The 19310-nt window shown below is 68.1% G+C and carries 19 protein-coding genes; 12 read left to right on the top strand and 7 right to left on the bottom strand.

Going from position 1 to position 19310, the window contains the following annotated elements:
* Positions 1-892: helix-turn-helix domain-containing protein (locus ACT89H_RS26315; RefSeq protein WP_445111343.1), on the bottom strand; the 892-nt coding region annotated here is incomplete at its 3' end.
* A gap of 99 nt (positions 893-991) precedes the next feature.
* Here ACT89H_RS26315 and ACT89H_RS26310 point away from each other — a divergent pair.
* Positions 992-1783 (top strand): SDR family oxidoreductase, encoded by a 792-nt coding sequence (locus ACT89H_RS26310; RefSeq protein WP_445111342.1) that lies wholly within the window; start codon positions 992-994, stop codon positions 1781-1783.
* A gap of 1 nt (position 1784) precedes the next feature.
* Positions 1785-2861: an NAD(P)H-dependent amine dehydrogenase family protein gene (locus tag ACT89H_RS26305; protein ID WP_445111341.1), complete on the top strand. Its 1077-nt coding sequence runs from the start codon at positions 1785-1787 to the stop codon at positions 2859-2861.
* Between the two features lie 166 nt (positions 2862-3027).
* On the opposite strand, the gene ACT89H_RS26300 is transcribed toward ACT89H_RS26305, so the two are convergent.
* Complete coding sequence (locus ACT89H_RS26300; RefSeq protein ID WP_445111340.1) at positions 3028-4080, bottom strand: aminotransferase class V-fold PLP-dependent enzyme; 1053 nt, start codon at positions 4078-4080, stop codon at positions 3028-3030.
* A gap of 247 nt (positions 4081-4327) precedes the next feature.
* Here ACT89H_RS26300 and ACT89H_RS26295 point away from each other — a divergent pair, with 247 nt between their 5' ends.
* Positions 4328-4588 carry a three-helix bundle dimerization domain-containing protein gene (locus tag ACT89H_RS26295; RefSeq protein ID WP_445111339.1) on the top strand — a complete coding sequence of 87 codons (261 nt, stop codon included), beginning with the start codon at positions 4328-4330 and terminating at the stop codon, positions 4586-4588.
* Positions 4589-4730: 142 nt separating this feature from the next.
* Complete coding sequence (locus ACT89H_RS26290; protein WP_445111338.1) at positions 4731-5468, top strand: IclR family transcriptional regulator; 738 nt, start codon at positions 4731-4733, stop codon at positions 5466-5468.
* Between the two features lie 119 nt (positions 5469-5587).
* Here ACT89H_RS26290 and ACT89H_RS26285 read toward each other — a convergent pair whose 3' ends face one another.
* From ACT89H_RS26285 to ACT89H_RS26275, 3 genes are all read right to left on the bottom strand, one after another.
* Positions 5588-6277 (bottom strand): TetR/AcrR family transcriptional regulator, encoded by a 690-nt coding sequence (locus ACT89H_RS26285; protein ID WP_445111337.1) that lies wholly within the window; start codon positions 6275-6277, stop codon positions 5588-5590.
* Between the two features lie 479 nt (positions 6278-6756).
* Positions 6757-7596, bottom strand: coding sequence for an SDR family oxidoreductase (locus ACT89H_RS26280; RefSeq protein WP_445111336.1), 840 nt, complete (start codon positions 7594-7596; stop codon positions 6757-6759).
* The gene (locus tag ACT89H_RS26275) at positions 7593-7778 is read right to left on the bottom strand and encodes an SDR family oxidoreductase (protein ID WP_445111335.1); all 186 of its coding nucleotides are present in this window, start codon (positions 7776-7778) and stop codon (positions 7593-7595) included. Before ACT89H_RS26275 ends, ACT89H_RS26280 begins: the two co-directional genes overlap by 4 nt.
* A gap of 231 nt (positions 7779-8009) precedes the next feature.
* Here ACT89H_RS26275 and ACT89H_RS26270 point away from each other — a divergent pair, with 231 nt between their 5' ends.
* The 7 genes from ACT89H_RS26270 to ACT89H_RS26240 all read left to right on the top strand — a co-directional run bounded on the left by ACT89H_RS26270 (position 8010) and on the right by ACT89H_RS26240 (position 15660).
* Positions 8010-8633 (top strand): TetR family transcriptional regulator, encoded by a 624-nt coding sequence (locus tag ACT89H_RS26270; protein WP_445111334.1) that lies wholly within the window; start codon positions 8010-8012, stop codon positions 8631-8633.
* Between the two features lie 979 nt (positions 8634-9612).
* A complete protein-coding gene (locus ACT89H_RS26265; RefSeq protein WP_445111333.1) occupies positions 9613-10563 on the top strand; it encodes an alpha/beta hydrolase fold domain-containing protein in 951 nt (316 codons plus the stop codon).
* A gap of 147 nt (positions 10564-10710) precedes the next feature.
* Positions 10711-13059, top strand: a complete 2349-nt coding sequence (locus tag ACT89H_RS26260) for a sensor histidine kinase (protein ID WP_445111332.1) — start codon at positions 10711-10713, stop codon at positions 13057-13059.
* A gap of 17 nt (positions 13060-13076) precedes the next feature.
* Positions 13077-13514, top strand: a complete 438-nt coding sequence (locus tag ACT89H_RS26255) for a roadblock/LC7 domain-containing protein (protein WP_445111331.1) — start codon at positions 13077-13079, stop codon at positions 13512-13514.
* On the top strand, positions 13511-13891 hold the full coding sequence (locus ACT89H_RS26250; protein ID WP_445111330.1) for a DUF742 domain-containing protein: 381 nt from the start codon (positions 13511-13513) through the stop codon (positions 13889-13891). The genes ACT89H_RS26255 and ACT89H_RS26250 overlap by 4 nt, the downstream gene beginning before the upstream one ends.
* On the top strand, positions 13872-14477 hold the full coding sequence (locus tag ACT89H_RS26245) for a GTP-binding protein (RefSeq protein WP_445111329.1): 606 nt from the start codon (positions 13872-13874) through the stop codon (positions 14475-14477). The genes ACT89H_RS26250 and ACT89H_RS26245 overlap by 20 nt, the downstream gene beginning before the upstream one ends.
* A gap of 295 nt (positions 14478-14772) precedes the next feature.
* The gene (locus ACT89H_RS26240; protein ID WP_445111328.1) at positions 14773-15660 is read left to right on the top strand and encodes an expansin EXLX1 family cellulose-binding protein; all 888 of its coding nucleotides are present in this window, start codon (positions 14773-14775) and stop codon (positions 15658-15660) included.
* A 3-nt stretch (positions 15661-15663) separates the two neighbouring features.
* Here ACT89H_RS26240 and ACT89H_RS26235 read toward each other — a convergent pair whose 3' ends face one another.
* Both ACT89H_RS26235 and ACT89H_RS26230 read right to left on the bottom strand, forming a co-directional pair.
* Complete coding sequence (locus ACT89H_RS26235) at positions 15664-17343, bottom strand: FAD-binding dehydrogenase (RefSeq protein ID WP_445111327.1); 1680 nt, start codon at positions 17341-17343, stop codon at positions 15664-15666.
* Entirely contained in the window at positions 17340-17969 is a 630-nt protein-coding gene (locus ACT89H_RS26230) for a TetR/AcrR family transcriptional regulator (protein WP_445111326.1), read from the bottom strand. The genes ACT89H_RS26235 and ACT89H_RS26230 overlap by 4 nt, the downstream gene beginning before the upstream one ends.
* A 208-nt stretch (positions 17970-18177) precedes the next feature.
* On the opposite strand from ACT89H_RS26230, the gene ACT89H_RS26225 reads away from it, so the two are divergent.
* A complete protein-coding gene (locus ACT89H_RS26225; RefSeq protein ID WP_445111354.1) occupies positions 18178-19182 on the top strand; it encodes a zinc-binding alcohol dehydrogenase family protein in 1005 nt (334 codons plus the stop codon).
* The last annotated feature ends 128 nt before the right edge of the window (positions 19183-19310 follow it).

The raw sequence follows: 19310 nt of genomic DNA, 5'->3' as shown, positions 1-19310 counted from the left end.
ATGCAGAGAATTGTTTTCCATGCCGACCGGTGGTGAGCGCGGTCGTCAATTCCGCTGCCGTGCTGCGCGTCGCATCGACGAATTCCTTTCGCTCCACGCGCGTCGTCGCAGTGCGCAGTGGTCCCAGCTGCACCTCGTAGGCCGCGGTGCCGCTCGCGTCGAAAACCGGTGCCCCGAGATAACTCAGCGGCAATATGTCGTCCGAATCGAGCTCCGCCCGGGTGAACGGCCGGGAGGTGAGCACGGCGAGCTGGCGAAGAGCGCGAGTGCGCAAGTGCGGTCGCGGCAATTCGGATTCGACCGCGCCGAGCAGATCGGCGAGGAGATCCACCATGCCGGCATCGTCGGCCCGCGGACGGAACACCGCGACTCCGCGTTCACGCACGAGCGCCAGCAGTGCACCGGCCATAGGTCGGTCCGCGTCGGTGGCGGTCGCCAGCCAGATGTTCTGCTCGTTCGCCGGACGCCACGGCATCACACTCGCTCCGGCCGGGAACTGCAGCGGAATGCGATGGCCCACCGGGATTCCCGGCACGACACGGTCGACGCCGTGCCGGACGTCGAGCACGGTGAGCCGATCCGGCTCGATGCGGCTGAACGTGGCACCGTAGCCGGTACGGGCGGCCAAGCCGGCGAGAAGTTCGCCCACACCCTGGGGCAGCGCGGCACCGTGCAGCGCCACCAGCGCCGGACCGATGCCGTAGCCCCGGGCCGGATCGCGCACGACCCAACCGGCGGTATGCAATTCGGTGAGAATCGCGGTCGCGGTCGCGCGGGCGATGCCCAGCCGTTCGGCGATACCCGCGACGCTGATCGGCTCGCCCGACGTCGCCAGCAGCGACACGATATCGACGACGCGACGCGTGGGCGGCGACGCGGATCGGTCCGGCATGGCGGCTACCCCTTGTCCCGGCTCGGGTGAGCCACTTACGATGACGAATATTAGATTACCTGCTGTCGAATATTCGTCAGTCGGCGCGTAGGAGCGCGAATGATTCTGGATCGGTTCCGGATCGACGATCAGGTCGCCATAGTCACGGGCGCGGGTCGTGGCCTCGGCGCGGCTATCGCAGTCGCATTCGCGGAGGCGGGCGCGGATGTCGTCATCGCCGCACGAACCAAGAGCCAGCTCGACGAGGTCGCCGAGCGGGTCGCCGCCACCGGACGGCAGGCCCACGTGGTGCCCGCGGATCTGAGCGACGTGGAGGCGGCGGCGGCACTCGCCGCCGCGGCGGTCGAACGCTTCGGGCGAGTGGACATTGTGGTCAACAACGTGGGCGGCGCGCTGCCGTGCCCGCTGTTGGACACGACGCCACAGGCGCTGCGGGACGCGTTCGACTTCAATGTCTCCAACGCGCACGCGCTGGTCCGCGCCGCAGTGCCGCGCATGCTCGAAACAGCGGGCGGCGGCTCGATTCTCAACATCACCTCCACGATGGGGCGGCTACCCGGACGCGCGTTCGCGGCATACGGAACCGCCAAGGCCGCTCTCGCCCACTACACCAAGCTCGCCGCCCTCGACCTGAATCCGCGGATCCGGGTCAACGCCATCGCGCCGGGCTCGATCTTGACCTCCGCGCTGGAGGTGGTCGCCGGCAACGACGCCATGCGCACCGAACTGGAGTCGAAGACACCGCTGCACCGCATCGGCGACCCCGAGGACATCGCCGCTGCCGCGCTCTACCTGGTCTCGCCGGCAGGGAAGTACCTCACCGGCAAGATTCTCGAGCCCGACGGCGGCTTGATCGGCCCCAACCTCGACCTCCCGATCCCGGACCTGTGACATGACATGTCGCGTAGTGCAATGGGGCACCGGCAATGTGGGCAGGCATGCCTTGGCCGGCGTCATCGCCCATCCCGAGCTGGAATTGACGGGCGTGTGGGTGTCCGGTCCCGCCAAGTGCGGTACGGACGCGGGGACGCTCGCGGGGCTCGATCATTCTGTCGGTGTCACCGCGACGACCGACGCGGAAGCATTGCTCGCGTCGCGCCCGGACTGCATCGTCTACTGCTGCATGACCGACAACCGGCTGTTCGAGGCGGTACAAGATCTGCAACGGATCCTGGCCGCTGGGATCAATGTCGTCGCGTGCGCACCTGTGTTCTTCCAGTACCCCTACGGCGTGCTGCCCGATGAGCTGCTGAGGCCGGTGCAGGAAGCAGCCGCGCAGGGCAACTCGTCGCTGTGGGTGAACGGCATCGATCCCGGTTTCGCCAACGATCTGCTGCCACTCGCGCTCGCGGGGACCTGCTTGCGCATCGACCAGGTGCGCTGTCTGGAAATCGTGGACTACGCCAGCTACGACAACCGCGCGGTCATGTTCGACATCATGGGCTTCGGCAGGCCCATGGACGAGATCCCCATGCTCCTGCAGCCCGGCGTGCTGTCGCTCGCCTGGGGTGGGACGGTTCGTCAGCTCGCGGCCGGGATCGGGGTCACGCTCGATGCCGTCACGCAGTCCTATGAGCGCGTCCCGGCACCGGAGTCGTTCGACATCGCGACCGGGCACATCGCCGAGGGAACCGCGGCGGCGCTGCGGTTCGAAGTCCAGGGCATGGTCGGGGACGTGCCCGTCACCGTGCTCGAGCACGTGACTCGGCTGCGCCCCGACCTCTGCCCGGACTGGCCGCAACCGGCGGATCCCGCAGGCTCCTACCGGGTCGAGATCACGGGCGAGCCCAGTTATGCACTGGACCTGGTGACTTCGAGCCGCAACGGGGATCACAACTACGCGACCGTCCTGGCTACCGGCCTGCGCATCGTCAACGCCGTTCCCGCGGTGGTCGCCGCCCCCGCCGGAATCCTCACCGCGCTGGATCTTCCGCTGATCACCGCTCCCGCGCACCGCCGTGGCCGGTGAGCCACCTCGCGGCGCACGCGGAAATAACCGGCGTGTCCTGGCCGCCTTCGATGGCCACAGCTGCGCGGACAGCGCCCGCTGCAGGCCCTCGGCGGCCTGCGAGCTCCGGCTGCGGTTCGCTGCCCGATTCGGGTCTCCGACCGGCTGTGCGGCGCGGCCGCCGCGACTAACCGGCTCGCAGCGCGGACAGCGCCCGTTCGACGTCGTCGGCGCTGTTGTAGAGGTGGAAGGCGAACCGCAGACCGCCGCCGCGAGCCGACGCGATCACGTCCGCCTGTTCGAGCCGAGCCGCCAAGTCGCCCGCGCCCGGGACGGCGACGATCGGCGAGCGCGCCGAGACGGGTTCGAAACCCAGCTCGCGCAGCCCGTCCCGGAAACGGTCGGCGAGTTCGAGGTCGTGCGCGCCGATCGTGTCCACAGTGAGTTCCTCGATCAGCGACAACCCCGCCAGCGCCGCCACGACGCCGAGCCAATCGGGCGTCGTGTCGAACCGTCGTGCCGTCGCGGGCAATGCGGTCGGGCGGTAGAGCTCTCCCCAGCGGTCCTCGGCGGCGTACCAACTGGACCCGATCGGACGCAGCTGCGCGACGAGTTCGGGCGGCGTGGCGAGGAACGCGACGCTGCGTGCACCGATCAGCCATTTGAAACTGGCGCAGACCCAGTAGTCGGCCTCGGCGAAGCGCAGTGGCAGCCAGCCCGCGGCCTGGGTGGCGTCCACGAGCAGGCGCGCGTCGTTGGCTCGGGTGACCGCGCGCAGTTCGGTGAGATCGGCGACGCGGCCGTCCGCGGATTGAACCACGCTCACCGCCACCAGTGCGGTCTCCGGACGTACCTGTGCGGCCAGCTCTGCCAAGGGCGCGAAGCGCACGACGAGGTCGTCCCGGTATACGAAAGGCATGGAGACCGAGGCGAATTCGCCTTCCGGCAGCAGGACTTCCGCGCCTGGCGGCAGTGCGGCGGCCACGGGTGCGATCAGGCCCGCGACACCACTGCCGAGCGCGACGTCGTCGGCGGTGGCGCCGTCGAGCAGCCGGGCGAACCCCGCGCGCAGGTCGGGTACCAGGAGGTCCACTTGTGATGTGGGCCCGTTGCGACCGGTCGCCCAGCTCGCGCTCGCATCGCGCACCGCGGCCAAGGCGCGAGCGGAGGGCAGACCGAACGAGGCGGTGTTCAGGTAGGTGATCTCGGGAGTGAACTCGTCAGGCGCTAGCGAGGGCATGTTCGCAGCATCCGCCGGGCGCCGCTGGACCGTCCAGCGCCAGCGGGCGGACAGTGGACCGATTTCGCACCTGTCACTTACCCGGCGCCCACATAGTGGACAGCAATTGGAAGCTGGGTGTGTCCGACAGCGACTGCGTGGATTCGTAGATGCGGCGTAGGGTGTCGAACCCGCTCGACCGGGTATCCGGAGTGTGGGGTATCAGAGCCCCCAGGTACCGATTTCTTCACGACCAGGGGAATCCGCGATGACCGACCGTCCCGCCACCCATGAGCCGAACCAGGAAACCGCCCTCGATCAGGACGTCGCGCTGAAAGCGGCCGCGCAGCGCTTGGAGAGAGAATTCGGCGGTGTCGTGAGTGAAGCCGCGATCGAGGACCATCTCCAGGCCTCCTACGAGCACGTCGCACACCACGCCACCATCGCCAATTTTCTGCCGTTGCTGGCCGAGCGGCACACCCGCGAATGGCTGTTCACCCTTGACGATTCCACGCACGGGTCCGCATAGCGGCCTCTAAGCTCTACGCGAGCACGCGTGGAGGTTGGCAATGACGGTCGAGGTGATGACCGATCCCGAGCCGGGAGAGTTATCGACCGGATCCGGACAGGCAGCACGACCGAGCCGCCCCCCGGCATCGATGATCGAGCGGATGACGCTGATATTGGAGGCGTTCGCCGGCGCGACGCCGACGCTCACCCTCGTCGAACTGGCCGAGCGCACCGGGCTGCCGCGATCCACCGTGCACCGCATTCTCGACCAGCTCGTCCGGCTGCGTTGGCTGGCGCACGCACCCGGCGGCTATCGGCTCGGCCTGCGCACCCTCGAAATGGGTGGCCTCGCCGCCGGCCACAACGAGATCCGCGATGCGGTGAGCCCGCTGCTGCACGACGTGTGCCGGCAGGCCGGGATGGTCGGCCACCTCGGTGTTCTGGACGGGCGCGATGTGCTGTATCTGGACAAGGTCGGTGGCCGGATTGCCGCGAGCGTGCCCACCCGGTTCGGCGGGCGGATGCCCGCGCACAGCACCGCGCTGGGCAAGGCACTGCTGGCGACGCTGGACCCGAGCATCGTGGATACGTTGTTCCGGGATCGCCTGCCCCAGCTGACCACTCGCACGCTCGCCGACCGCGCTGAACTGCATCGTGAGCTCGGCCGCATCCGGAACCGCCAAGGGGTCGCCGTCGACAACGAGGAAACCGTGCCCGGAATCATGTGCGTGGCGGTGCCGATCCGCGGTCGTGGCGCGGCGGTGGCCGCGGTGTCGCTGTCGGGCCGCACCGGCGCCGACGCAGCGGTGCCGGACACCGCGCGGCTGGCCCGGGCGCTGGCCGAGATCGCCCGTGAGGCGGGAAGAACCCTCTTCCCTCGGCACGCGCACAGGTGCTAGCCGTGTCGGTGTGCCCGGGGCCGGCCGAATCATTCTGCGCTCACAACGGCGGCGTCGACGAGATCATGGCGGACATCGTCGGCCGGAACCGGATCGAATCGAGACCATAGGACGGAGAATCAGTCGACCTCGCCGGTGTCACCGACGGCGATACCGGCCGTGAACAAGTCGACGAACTGCGCCGCCACCGCATCGATCGAGCCCTGGCCGGGCCGGTACCAGCGGTACACCCAGTTGACCGCGCCGAGAACGAACATCGACGCGAGCGGGGGATCGATCGAGGCGCGAATACTGCCGTCGGCCTGTCCGTCCTCGATCAAGCTCCGAATGAGTCCGGTGTAGTCGAGCATCGACAGTTCGTGCTGGCGTGCCTGCGACAGCTGATTGAACTCGTGCAGGAACACTGTGGTCGCGGTGAGATTATTGGCGAGGTGGCGGATATGGCCGTCGATGGCGGCGCGGAGCCGGTCCATCCCGGAACCGGGGCCCGCGCTGTGCTGGCGCAGGTCGGCCACACCCTGCCAGTACACGGTGCGGATCACCTCGTAGAGCAGATCGTCCTTGGTTTTGATGTAGTAGTAGAGGCTGCCCTTGAGTAGGTCGAGCTCATCGGCGATGTGCTGCAGCGAGGTCGCGGCGTATCCGCGTTCGGCGAACATCCGGGCCGAGACCTCCAAGATCTCCGCCCACCTCTCGTCGGAGGTCTTCCGCACCGCGGTGTCGGTCGCCGGGGTGGCCGTGGCAGCCGACCGGCCGCGGCGGGACCGCTCCCGGCGCTCGACGTGGCGCGCTCTGCTCGTGTCAGCCATTTCCGAAGTCTACCATTCGGTTGGCAGGCAAAATTGCGGGTGACAAGGGGTGTCACGGAGGCGATCGAGCCTGGCTCATCTTGTCTACCGTCCGTTTGTTATCTAGATGCGAGGTGTCCCGGCCGCGGACCAGGACATCGATGCCGCCGCGATGGTGGAGGAACTGCGGCGTGGCGGTGTTACTTCCCGGTGCCGGTGCCGGCGCCCGCGTGAGGGCGCCCGTCGGCCGGCCCGGACGTGCTCAGGCCGACGCCGGCCCTAGGGCCCCGAGGTGGCTCGCGAGCCCACTGCCGAGATTCCTGGCGTGACGATGTCCGCGAAGGCCGTACCGAGACCACCGCACCCGGCCCGGTTCCTGGCGGTGCGGGGCCGAGCGCCGGCTTCTGTTCGCGCCGGAAACCGTTGTAACGGTGAGGTTATGGCACCCGTGGGGCGCGGCTTCTGGGGTCCGACGTCCGCGGGCGCCTGTCCGTGTCGGCCTACTCCGTGGGCACATCGGCCACCGTGGCCGCGACGACACCGCCGTCGACGAGCAGATCGGTGCCGGAGATGAAGGAAGCTGCGGGACCGAGGAGGAAGTCGGCGGCGGCCGCGATGTCGGTGGGCGTTCCGATCCGTTTCGCGTTGGAGGTCGCGATCATCTGCTTCATCGTCCCGCCGTGCTCGCCCGCCAGCTCGGCGGCCGCCATCGGGGTGGCGATCACGCCCGGGCTGATGGAGTTGATCCGCGCGCCCCTGTGGCCCCACGTGACACTGCCCGCCTTGACCCGGATCAGGTTGGCGTACTTGGCGAACGAGTAGGCCGCGCCGGAGTCGGGGAAGGCCTCCGGGCGGGCGATCGGCAGCGCGAGCAGCTCCCGCGCCGGCGACGATGCCAAAAGCGCTTGCTCGTCCGGCCCGACTCCGGGGAAGAAGTGTCCCGCCATGCTCGCGATCACGACTCCGGCCCCGCCGGGTGCGATCACCTTGCCGAATTCCTCGATCACCAGCGCCACGCCGAGGAGATCAACGGCGAGGATCGTCGATACCGCCGAGGTCGCGCCGGACACGCCCGCGGTATGCGCGACGGCGCGGATGTCGCCCAGCGCCGACGCCTGCTCGGCGAGTGCCGCCACCGAGTCCGGTGCGCTCACATCGACGACGATCGGCGTCACCGAGTACCCCTCGTCGCGCAGTGTCGCGCCGGTCGTCTCGAGATTGCGGGCATTGACATCGGCGAGTACGAGATCAACGCCGGGCCCTTGACGCCGGGCGATCTCCAATCCCATTCCGCCGGTGCCGATGACGACGGCGACCGGTCGCCCGGATCGCTCGCTCACCATGCGTTCGTCGGCTCAACGCCGCCGTCCACGTCGACGATCGCGCAGTCGACGTAACCGGCCTGCGGGGACGCCAGGTAGGCGACCACATCGGCGACGTCTTCGGGCAGACACAGCCGCCCCATGCACGCGCCGTAGGCGGCTTTGGTCGCGGAGGGTGACTTCGAGGCGCCCGAGGACATGTTGACGATAGAACCTCTCTGGCCACTGTCGATCATGGCCGGCACGGCATGGCATGGCATGGCGCGCACCCCGCACCGCGGCCAGGACGACGATGTCGAAGGTGCGCCGGCGGTGGCCGCCTCGGTGTCCGCCTCGATGTGCGCTGCGGCGTTGTTGTGCGACCTCCTGCGGTCGACGAGACTGTACCTCGAGTTGAGACTGGGTATCGAATTTGGTCTAGTCTTGACGGCATGCGATCGACAGAAGCCGCCGGAGCGATTCCCCTCCGGGCTCGCACCCGGCGGATCGCGCGGTCCCGGGTCGCGCAGATCGGCCTCGACCTCATCCTGGAGAAGGGCTTCGATCGAACGACGATGGACGACATCGCGAAAGCGGCGGGCACGTCTCGCGCCACGGTCTTCCGGTACTTCGCCACCAAGGAGGACATCGTGCTCGACACGCTGCCCGACATCGCGCGGCAGAGTGTCGAGGCCCTGGTTGCGCGGCCCGCGGGCGAGCGTCCATGGGTGTCGCTGCGCCATGCCCTGCAGCCGGCGATCCGGAAACGGGGAAATGATCTGGCGATCGGACTCCGCACGACGCGGATGATCATCGGTTCCCCCTCGGTCCGCGCACGACTCGGCGAGAGGAACCGCGCGTGGCGTGATCTGCTCGTTCCGGAGGTCGCCCGACGGCTCGGTGCCGCCGGTGAGCGCGAGGCCGACCTCGCCGCCACCGCGCTCGCCGCGACCGCATTGGCGTGCCTGCAGGTCGCGCTCGAAACTTGGCTGCACGAGGAGGGAAAGCGGTCGCTGGCCGAGGTTTTGGACGACGCGATGGCGCTGGTCCAGGCGCTGGACCGTGATGCGCCCTGACTGTCGCGCCGGTTGCGTCGAGGCCGTGTCGTGAGGCTCGCTGCGCGGCCGGCGCTCGGAGAAACACGTGTGCATCGCCAGGGCGCGGTGCTATCGAATCTAACGAATGTCTGGTTGGTTATGGCGGGCTCGCCTGCACTCCGGGAGGCTTCGACCGAAGTATTTCGGCGAGTGGTTTCTTGGGGTTCGGCAAATTCAGTAGCGTGCGGCGCGTCGCGCCCGGTATTTCGCGCCCGAATTCCCGTGGCCCGTCGCGGCCGATGTGTGACTGCGCTTCGAATATATCGCACAGGAGGATCAAAGCCTGGACAGAAGCCGAAGGCGACAGATCGAGTCCAGGTTCTCTGTGTGATGAGCGAAATAGTCCGAACCAGTGTCCGCCGACTGCGTCGATAAATTCTCTGTAGGTTCCGTTCGTCATGTAGCGGGGCGGCCCGCGTGGGCGCAGGCGGATCTTTCGCAGCAAGGGCAAGGCAATCTGCACGCTTTTCGCTCGCGTCGGGATTTATCGTTGCCCATTTCCCCGGCCGGTCGAGGCAAATGGCGACAGGTCGATCCGGAGCCGAGTACGCACTCGGCCGATTCACCGAGGCGACCGCGGCCGGCATGGCAAGAAACGGCAGGTCCTGTTGTGACCATATCGGTCGGATTCGGCGTCCTCGTTCCGGGCGTCTGGATGATGGTGCGTCACATCAAGCGCAGGGCTCATAATTCGGACCGGGAACAGTGAGCTGGATGTGGGAATGACAGCTGTCGCGCCGTCCCGTATCCGGTTTGACACGCCTGTAACAGACCAAACGTTTGACAGTTGGTTGAGTGCGTTCTACGCTCGGTGGGCCGCAGGTGGCGACCCCCCGCGGGCGAAGACGCAGGTAGGCAGGCCGGAACCGGGCCGCCTGACGCCGATATGTCCGTTACTCGCAGTCGCGGCGTCCCCTCGCCGCCTCTCAAGCCTCTTTTCCCCCGAAGGAGAAATCCGATGACCGGCACTCGCGCACCCAGCGGCGACATTCGTATGCGGGGCCGCTTCAGCGGAGAATTGCTGTTCCGGGTGAGCAAGGTGATCGCGGGAGTGCTGGCTCCCGGCTTCGACACGATGGAGGGCCTGCAGAAGGCTATCCGGAAGAACCGCGCGCAAGGCCCTGCCCGACCGTCGAAAAGGCTTCTCCGGAAACTGGATTTCAGTGAAGAGCGGCGTGACGGCACGCTTATCTTCCACGCCGCCCGCCGCGACGGTGCGCCACAGAAGCCGGTGAAGCTACTGTATCTGCACGGCGGTGCCTTCGTGCTCGACTTGCAGAGCATTCAATGGAACCTGGTCGCCGGCTTGCTCGACCAGGTGGACGCCGACGTGATCATTCCGATCTACCCGCTCGGACCCGAGGCGCAGTGGCGCGAGACGACGGAGTTCATCAAGTCGCTGTATCTGGAGCTCGTGCGAGAGCACGGGGCCGAGAATATCGTCCTGACCGGCGATTCGGCGGGCGGCGGTCTGTCGATGCTGCTGGCGCTGGCCATGCGGGACGAAGGTGGCCCCGCCCCAGCCGCGCTCGTGCTCTTCTCGCCGATCTTCGACATGGGTGCCAGTGGTGCGGACCAGCCCGCGCTCGAACGGCGTGATCCTTCGCTGTCGATCAACCTGGTGCACAACGCACACACTCTGTGGGCTCCGGACGTCTCGCCCGAGGACCCCCGAATCAGCCCGCTCTACGCGGATCAACGGGATCTACCCCCCACCCTCGTCTTCTCCGGGGATCGCGAGATCCTGCATTCGGATGCCCTGCGTCTGAAGAAGATCAACCCGGACATCGATCACCGATCGTATGCGGAGATGGCGCATGTCTTCCCGGTCGGCGGAACTCGTGAGGGAGCGGACGCCTTCGCGGCGGCCGCCGACTTCATTTCCGCGCACGCGGCATCGGGCCGCTGACCGTCGAGTTCGATACGGAGAAACCGGTGACCTTCCTGTACGACCTGCGTCGAGTCGATGCTCACGCCCGAGACGAAGCCGGGATACGCCCGACGGTCGCAGACGGGACCTGCTGTGCGTGAGGCGATGAACCCGAGCGAGACCGCCGTGTCGAGGGTCGCTCGGCGCGGACTCCAGCACGGGCGGAGTATCCGGACCCGCTTGCTGGCCATCGTGCTGCTGCCATGTGTCGCTCTACTGGCGGTCGGTACCATCGCGGTCGGGTACCTGGCGAACGACGCCCGCTACGCCGACCGATGGTCGCGATACCTCAATGCCCAGCTCGACCCGCTGCTGGGGCTCGTGACGTCCGTGCAGGCAGAGCGGGCCCTCAGCCTCCTGACCCTCGCAGGAGATCCCACAGCCCGAGCCGGACTCCCGGCCGCGCGGGCCCAGACCGACCAGGCACTGGGCGGGCTCGGTGTGCTCGCGCCGCAGCTGGTGGAACTGAGCCCGAAGGCGATCGAGAGTTTCCAGGGCCCCTTCGAGTCCCTGGTAGCCCGCTCGCCCGATATCCGCAGTCGGGTAGATCAGGGCCGGGCCGACGTCGCCGCGGTCGACGACTACTACAAGCAGATGGCGACTCTCGTCGTCACCGGCTTCGAAGCCGGATCCCGATACAGCCCCGACCCCACCACCTCGGCCGAGGAGTCGACCGCCGCGGATATGCTGCGGGTGGCCGAGCTGCACGCCCGCAGCGTGGCGCACGCCGCGGCGGCCGCGGCGTCCGGCGAACCTGTCCCAGCCGAAGAGCGACGGTTCATCGGACAACTCGTGGGCGGCTACCGCTATCAGCTCGAGGGGTTCGACGCGCGACTGACCGCCGAGGGGCGCCGGCAGCTGACCGAGCTGTTCGCAACCCCCGAATGGCGGACCGTGCTCGCAGCCGAGGACCAGCTCTCCGTAGCGGGTACCCTCCCGGTTCCCTACGAGCAGTGGCTTGCCGCCGAGCGAGTCGTCGGCGATCGGTTCGTCGCGCTGTTCAACACGCACATGCGCTATGCGAACGGGCTTGCCGTGGGGTCGGCGAACCAGGCTCTGGAGCGCTCGATCTGGGCCGGAATCGCGGTGGCCGTGATCGCGCTCTGCACATTCGCGCTGGCTGTCGTATCGGCTACCCAGCTGGTCCGGCGTCTCCGCTCGCTGCGGTCGCGAAGCCTGCAGCTGGCCACGGAGACGTTGCCGTCCATCATCGATCGTCTCCGCGACGGCCAGGAGGTCGACGTCGACAGCGAAACCACCCTGCTCGACCGCGGCGACGACGAAATCGGCGAGGTAGCAGCGGCATTCAGCGCCGCCCAGCGTGTGGCGATGGAGGCGGCCGCCGGCGAGGCACGGACCCGCGAGGGCTTCAACAAGGTATTCATGGATATCGCCCACCGCAGTCAGGTGGTTGTCCGCCGCCAGCTCGACGTTCTCGACCTGGCCGAGTCGAAGCAGCAGGAGTCAGAGCACCTCGAGTTGCTCTTCCAACTGGACCACCTGGCGACCCGGGCCCGGCGCAACGCCGAGAACCTGCTTATTCTCGGCGGCGGACACCCCGGTCGTCGTTGGCGGAACCCGGTGGCGCTCGAGCAGATCGTGCGTAGCGCTGTGTCGGAGACCCAGGATCTGAACCGGGTCAGCGCAGTTCGCCTGCCGCACACCTTCGTGATCGGTAACGCCGTCGCGGACCTTGTCCACCTGCTGGCCGAGCTGATCGACAATGCCACATTCTTCTCGCCGCCCCAGTCCCCGGTGTCGGTGCACGGCAACCTCGTCGGGCGCGGCGTGGTCGTTGAAATCGAGGACCAGGGGCTGGGTATTCGCGCCGAGGAACGGGAGCGACTCAACGCCTTGCTACGCGATGCCCCCGACTTCCAGGAGATGGCTCTGGCGGGTCAACGCCATCTGGGCCTGTTCGTCGTCGGTCGCCTGGCGAACAAGCACGGGATCTCCGTCACGCTGCAGGATTCGGCGTACGGCGGGGTGAAAGCAATCGTGTTGATTCCGGCCGCGCTGCTCGATGTCGAGCAGGCCGCCGACGCGGGTGCGGGTCCGGAGCCCCGGCGTCTCGCGCAGCCGGCGGCGCAGGCCCATCCCGCGCTGGAGGCGGTCGCGTGGCCTGCGGAGCCGGTGGTCCGATCGACCCATTTCAATGAATTCCAACTACCGCCGTGGCCCGGCTCGGACGGGACGAGCGGCGTTGATCCCGCAGTTCCGCCGGCGCCGATCACGAACCCGAGCCGGTCGCGCGCCGCCGCCGGATCCCACGAGCAGCGGCGTTCCCGGACACCGCTGCCGCGGCGGAGGAGGCAGACGCATCTGGCGCCAGAACTGCAGATCGAGCACGAACAGGTGGATCCGTACCAGCAGGTCCCCGACCACCGCTCGGCAGATCAGGTCCGCCGCTCCATGGAGGCACTGCAGCATGGCACTCGCCAGGCACGTGCGGACATCCCGAACTCCCACCACTAGCACGAACGGTGCCGAAAATGAACAACGAATCCACACTGCACGCCCCCAGCACGCTCGACTGGCTCCTCGGCAACCTGGTGAGCCGCGCGCCGGGATCCGAGCACGCCGTCGTCCTGTCCTCCGATGGCCTGCCACTCGCTCGATCACATGGGCTCGGCCGCGAGGACGCGGAACATCTGGCCGCCATGGCTTCGGCCCTGCACAGTCTGGCGCGCGGGGTGGGGACCCGGTTCGACAAGGGCGGGCTCCGGCAGACCGTCGTCGAGTTGGCCGGGGGCTATCTGATCGTCATCGAGGCGGGATTCGGTGCCTGCCTCGCTCTGCTGGCATCGATCGACGCGGATCTCGGACTGGTCGCCTACGAGATGAACGTCATCGTCGGGCAGGTTCGTGATCATCTGAGCGCCTCGCCTCGGATGGAGTCCGGTTCGCAGCACATGAATCCGAGACCGTGACTGCCTGGGACGATCAGGAATGGGCTTATGAGGACGATCCCGGCCCCTTGGTTCGGCCATTCGCCGTCACCCGTGGCCGGGCCGGACACGACCTGCACAACCTCGACTTGCTGACACTCGTGGTCGCGGTGCGCGCGGAGAGCGAAACCTCCGCACTCGATCGCGAGTACGCCGAGATCGTGCGGCTGTGTCAGGGTAGGCCGATCTCGATCGCCGAGCTCGCCGCGCACCTGAACCTCCTCCTCGCCGCGGTGAAGGTCCTCGTCAGCGACCTGATCCACTCCGGGCACGTCATCTACAGGTCCCCGTCGGCACCCACCGGTGGCGCCGATCCGACACTTCTGCAGGCGGTATTGGATGGCATACGCAGAATCTGACTTCGCCGGCGCTGCCGCGCTCGGTTCGGTCACCGCGGTCAAACTCTTGATCGCCGGTGGCTTCGGGGTCGGCAAGACCACGCTGGTCTCGACGGTCAGTGAGATCACCCCGCTGCGCACCGAGGAACGGCTCTCCGCGTTCGGTGCCGGCGTCGACGACCTGACCGGCGTGGAAGGTAAGACGACGACCACGGTCGCGCTCGATTTCGGCCGGATCACGCTGAATCCGCAGCTGGTGCTCTACCTGTTCGGCACGCCGGGACAGGATCGGTTCTGGTTCATGTGGAACGAACTGTCGGTCGGTGCGCTGGGCGCCATCATCGTCGCCGACACCCGGCGTCTGGAGGACTGCTTCGCCGCGGTCGATTACTTCGAGTCCCGGCGGATTCCGTTCATCATCGCGGTCAACTGCTTCGACGGAGCCGATGTCTACGACGAAGACGAGATCCGCATGGCGCTGGACATACCCGACGAGGTGCTGATCCGGCTCTGCGACGTCCGGGATCGGGAGTCGGCGAAACAGATCATCATCTATCTGGTCGAACATCTCATGAACATGTCGGTCCGGCACGGACTGGCCCGCTGATACTGCACTGCCGCGCGCGCTCGAACTCCCCGATTCGATAACGGAGGCGATCCGGCGGCTCTGCGGCCGCTGATCGTCGACTTCCACGGCCGTGGCCGGACACTCGGAACGCTGGATGGCAACGACTGGGTGTGCAGCCCGGTGGCTGCCGGAATCGGTGCCGTGCCCTGGTAGCCACGCCTGCGATCGCCACGGCAGTGGGCAGGCCTGGTGTCGAAATATGTCGAAGAATTTTCGTTCGCCGTGCGCGCGCGTGGCCGGGCTGCTTTCCTGGTGAAGTCAGGATGGACAGTCCGTGAGCAGCCGAGCCGGAGTCGGGGAAGCGATGCACCGGGTACCGATCCACGAGCGGCCATTCCGTTCCGAATGGCTATGGTTCGCCGCAGGCGCACTGGCCACCGTCGCGGTGGTCGTCTGGCTGGTGCGGCCGTCGGCGCCGACCTGCGCCGCGGCGCGTCCGCTCGACGAGGCTTCCTCGCCGTCCCGATTCCCGGTGTCCGCGGTGACTTTCGCGCCGATCGGGTCGGACATGTCCGCGGAGGCACGCTACTACGCATTCGGCAAACAGGTGTCGTGTTCGTTTCGCGAGCTGCCGTCGGACGGCTACTATGCCGGGCTGTCCACTCCCGACTACGGGCGCGCCGACCTTTGCGGAGCTTATCTGGACATCGCGGGGCCGCGCGGGTCGGTCCGGGCGCTGGTGGTCGACCACTGCGCGGCATGCGCGGTGGGACAACTGGATCTCAGCGCGGCGGCGTTCGAGCGGATCGCCGATCCGCGCGACGCAGTGGCGCCGGTCGGCTACCACCTGGTCCGTGACCCGCAACCGGCGCAGGAGTTGACCTACGAGGTGAAGGCGGATTCGTCCGCCTCCTGGTTCGGCCTCCTGTTCGGCGATACCGGAAACCCGTTGCGCGAGGCGGCTGTCCGCCCCGCCGAAGGCGGGCCGTGGCGACAGCTCACCCGCCGGGCGGACAACTACTGGATCCTGTCGGGTGCGGGGCCGGGCCCGTTCACCGCGCGGGTGACGGACGTCTTCGGCAACGAGGCCGAGATCACCGGCGTGCGGGTGGAGCCGGGACGGTACCCGACGGGTGCCCGGCTCTATTCCGGCGCGCCGTCGTTCATCTCGTCGCCGCCCGCGACGGGGCCGGTCACGGGCGCCTCCGGCTGCCGACAGTAGCGGTCAGGCGAGTTTCGCGGCCAGCGCACGCCCGGCGGCCCGGCCGGAGAAGATGCACCCACCGAGGAAGGTGCCTTCGAGCGCGTTGTACCCGTGCACCCCGCCGCCGCCGAATCCGGCGACCTCACCCGCGGCGTACAGACCCGGGAACGCCGTGCCGTCCGGCCTGATCACCTGAGAATTCAGGTCGGTCTGCACGCCGCCCAACGTTTTCCGGGTGAGGATGTTGAGCCGTACGGCGATCAGCGGACCCGCGGCGGGATCGAGGATCCGGTGGGGTTTGGCGACCCGGCCCGCCTTGTCGCCGAAGTACCGGCGCGCGTTGGCGATCGCCATCAGCTGGCTGTCCTTGCCGTATTTGTTCGCCAGTTCCCGGTCGCGTGCGACGATCTGGCGTTCCAGGTCGTCGTAGTCCAGCTGGGGGCCGCGCGCGATCTTGTTCATGCCCTCGACCAGTTCGCGCAGCGTGTTCGCGACGACGAAATCGACACCGTGCTGCTTGAACGCCTCGACCGGGCCAGGGGCGCCCTTGGCGACGCGGCTCTTCAGGGTGAGTGTGAGATCCTTGCCGGTGATGTCCGGGTTCTGCTCGGAGCCCGACAGCGCGAACTCCTTCTCGATGATCGACTGGGTGAGCACGAACCAGGAGTAGTCGTAGCCGGTCTTCAGGATCTCCTTCATCGTCGTGTTCGTATCGAATCCGGGAAAACACGGCGCGGGCAGCCGCTTGCCGTTGGCGTCGAACCACAGCGAGGACGGTCCCGGGATGATCCGGATCGCGTGGTCGGGCCAGATCGGATCCCAGTTGATGATGCCCTCGGTGTAGTGCCACATGCGGTCCCGGTTGACGATGGCGCCGCCGGCGGCCTCGGTGATGGCGAGCATCCGGCCGTCGACGTGCGCGGGCACGCCGGAGATCATGGTCTCCGGGCACGGGCCCAGCCGCTCGGTGGGCCAGTTGCGCCGGATCAGCTCGTGATTGTGGCCGATTCCGCCGGAAGCCACGATCACCGCTTCGGCGCGCAATTCGAACTCGCCGACTTCGGTCCGGGACGAGGCGCGACCGCGGTCCAGATCGGTGTCCTCGAGCACGGCGCCGCGTACGCCGACCACCGCGCCGTCCGCCACGATCAATTCGTCCACCCGGTGGCGGAAACCGAAACGAACCAGTCCGCGCCGCTCGCCCTCGAGCACGGGCTCGGTGAAGACCCGGACCACCTCGGGGCCGGTGCCCCAGGTGAGGTGGAAACGCGGCACCGAGTTGCCGTGTCCGTCGGCGCTGCCGCCGCCGCGTTCGGCCCAGCCGACCAGCGGCGTCACGCGCAGGCCGAGATCGCGCAGATAGTCCCGTTTCTCGGTGGCCGCGAACCGCACGTACGCCTGCGCCCACTGCCGGGCCCATTTGTCCTCGTCGTCGCGGTCGAATCCGGCCGAGCCGAGCCAGTCCTGCAGGGCGAGATCGTAGGAGTCCTCGATACCGAGCCGCCGCTGCTCCGGGCTGTCGACGAAGAAGAGCCCGCCCAGCGACCAGAACGCCTGGCCGCCGAGGTTGTTTCGGTTCTCCTGATCGAGCACGTGCACCGTGCGACCGGCCTTGACCAGTTCATGGGTGGCGACCAGGCCGGCCAGCCCGGCGCCGACAACGAGGACGTCCGCCTCGGGACTGCTGTGGGACATGTTCATCCTTCGGTTGCGGTGCTGTAGGCCAGCACGACGTGGCAGAAGAGTTCGGTGCGGCGCTCGCGGACGGCGTGGCTGTCCGGCTCCATCAGCACTTGGACGCTGGTGCCGTCGTGGACGGCGATGAGGGCTTGCCCGAACGCCTCCGGATCGGGCACGATGCGGCCGCCGCGGGCGAGCGCCGCGACGATCGTGGGCATGAGCGCCGCGACGATAGTCTCCTCGCGGGCGGCCATCACCCGGCGCAGCGCGGGGGTGCGCAGAGCGTGTGCGGTGAATTCGGCGGTGATCCGGTACCAGCCCTCGTCGACCGGGACCGCCTGTTCCAGTCGTTCGACCGCGGCGTGCACGTCATCGGTACCTTCTGCCGCGATCTCGTCCAGGATGGCGCTCGCCCGGGTGAGCATCGCCGTGGAGCGCTGCTCCCACATGGCCAGGAACAACTCGTCCAGCGAGCTGAAGTTCGAGTAGAACGCGCCGCGGGTGAACCCGGCACGCTCGCATACCCGCTCCACGGTGGCGCGGCCGAAGCCCTCCTCGGAAAACGCCTCGTACGCGGCGGTCAACAGCCGGTTCCTGGTTTCGGCGCGGCGGCGAGAGACCCGGACGGGCGCTACCTCGGACGTCATCGCGTACCTCCTCGGATCGGGTCGGTCCGGGCATTGGATACAGACATGTACTCGATACAGAAATGTATCAGACGTCGTCGGGCGGCGTGGCCGTACTGCCCGAGTAGGGTGATTTCGGCACAGCCGACGCGGTCGGGGTACGCCGTCGGTGTCGATCCGATCGGTGCGAGGTGATCCTTTGAGCGACGTCCACAGCGGTACCGCCGCGATGCGTTGCTGGCGGGTGCGCAGGCCGGCCCCGATCGAGAGCGGGCCGTTGGCCGCGGAGCGGACACCCGTTCCCGAACCAGGTCCCGGCGAGCTGCTGGTGCGTGTGCTCGCCTGCGGTGTGTGCCGGACCGACTTGCACGTGGCCGAAGGCGACCTTCCGGTGCACCGGCCCGGAGTGGTCCCGGGACACGAGGTCGTCGGCGAGGTGGTCGCGGTCGGGCCCGCCGCGGATGGGGAGGGTTTCGCGGTGGGACACCGGGTGGGCATCGCCTGGCTGCGGCACACGTGCGGCGAGTGCAAGTTCTGCCTACGCGGGGCGGAGAACCTCTGTCCGCAGTCGGCCTACACCGGCTGGGACGCCGATGGCGGCTACGCGGAATACGCCTGTGTACCAGCGGCGTACGCGCTGCACCTGCCCGCGGGTTACGCCGACGCCGACACCGCCCCGCTGCTGTGCGCGGGCATCATCGGGTACCGGGCGCTGCTGCGGTCCGCCGTACCGCCGGGCGGGCGGCTGGGCATCTACGGTTTCGGCGGCAGCGCCCACATCGCCGCTCAGGTAGCCGCCGCGCGCGGAGCGGAGGTGCACGTGATGACCCGGGATCCGGCGGCGCGGGAGCTCGCCGCCGCGCTCGGCGCCGCTTCCGTGCAGGGGGCGGCGGATCCACCTCCGGTGCCACTGGATTCGGCGATCCTGTTCGCACCCGTCGGTGAGCTGGTACCGCCTGCGCTGGCGGCGCTCGATCGGGGCGGGATCCTCGCCATCGCCGGTATCCATCTCAGCGACATTCCCTCGGTGAACTACCAGCGGCATCTGTTCCAAGAGCGAGAGATTCGCTCGGTAACGGCCAATACCCGCACGGATGCCCGCGAATTCCTGGCTTTCGCGGGCGAGCACCGGATACATCTGACCACGCACGGGTACTCCCTGGACATGGCCGATCGGGCGTTGGTCGATCTCGCGCACGGACGATTTGCCGGCGCGGCGGTTCTACTGCCGTAGAACACGATTCGGCGCTGACTGCGTATCGGTCGGATGGAGTTCCTTGACGGTCCGGCCGAGCCGTTCTTACCTTCGCGGATATAGCCGAGTAATTGTCACTGACAAGTGTCGCTCGGCTGTCTCACAAC

It is taken from the genome of Nocardia aegles (genome assembly GCF_052545135.1).
The sequence above is the reverse complement of the archived record's forward strand: the minus strand, read 5'-3'. Positions and strand labels throughout refer to the sequence as shown.

What these genes read in the sequence shown, in the direction of transcription:
- ACT89H_RS26230 (WP_445111326.1), bottom strand. Translation starts at nt 17,969, where the DNA reads ATGACGTCCGAGGTAGCGCCCGTCCGGGTCTCTCGCCGCCGCGCCGAA.
- ACT89H_RS26285 (WP_445111337.1), bottom strand. Translation starts at nt 6,277, where the DNA reads ATGGCTGACACGAGCAGAGCGCGCCACGTCGAGCGCCGGGAGCGGTCC.
- ACT89H_RS26275 (WP_445111335.1), bottom strand. Translation starts at nt 7,778, where the DNA reads ATGTCCTCGGGCGCCTCGAAGTCACCCTCCGCGACCAAAGCCGCCTAC.
- ACT89H_RS26310 (WP_445111342.1), top strand. Translation starts at nt 992, where the DNA reads ATGATTCTGGATCGGTTCCGGATCGACGATCAGGTCGCCATAGTCACG.
- ACT89H_RS26235 (WP_445111327.1), bottom strand. Translation starts at nt 17,343, where the DNA reads ATGAACATGTCCCACAGCAGTCCCGAGGCGGACGTCCTCGTTGTCGGC.
- ACT89H_RS26245 (WP_445111329.1), top strand. Translation starts at nt 13,872, where the DNA reads ATGGCATACGCAGAATCTGACTTCGCCGGCGCTGCCGCGCTCGGTTCG.
- ACT89H_RS26300 (WP_445111340.1), bottom strand. Translation starts at nt 4,080, where the DNA reads ATGCCCTCGCTAGCGCCTGACGAGTTCACTCCCGAGATCACCTACCTG.
- ACT89H_RS26225 (WP_445111354.1), top strand. Translation starts at nt 18,178, where the DNA reads ATGCGTTGCTGGCGGGTGCGCAGGCCGGCCCCGATCGAGAGCGGGCCG.
- ACT89H_RS26270 (WP_445111334.1), top strand. Translation starts at nt 8,010, where the DNA reads ATGCGATCGACAGAAGCCGCCGGAGCGATTCCCCTCCGGGCTCGCACC.
- ACT89H_RS26290 (WP_445111338.1), top strand. Translation starts at nt 4,731, where the DNA reads ATGACGCTGATATTGGAGGCGTTCGCCGGCGCGACGCCGACGCTCACC.
- ACT89H_RS26255 (WP_445111331.1), top strand. Translation starts at nt 13,077, where the DNA reads ATGAACAACGAATCCACACTGCACGCCCCCAGCACGCTCGACTGGCTC.
- ACT89H_RS26265 (WP_445111333.1), top strand. Translation starts at nt 9,613, where the DNA reads ATGACCGGCACTCGCGCACCCAGCGGCGACATTCGTATGCGGGGCCGC.
- ACT89H_RS26305 (WP_445111341.1), top strand. Translation starts at nt 1,785, where the DNA reads ATGACATGTCGCGTAGTGCAATGGGGCACCGGCAATGTGGGCAGGCAT.
- ACT89H_RS26295 (WP_445111339.1), top strand. Translation starts at nt 4,328, where the DNA reads ATGACCGACCGTCCCGCCACCCATGAGCCGAACCAGGAAACCGCCCTC.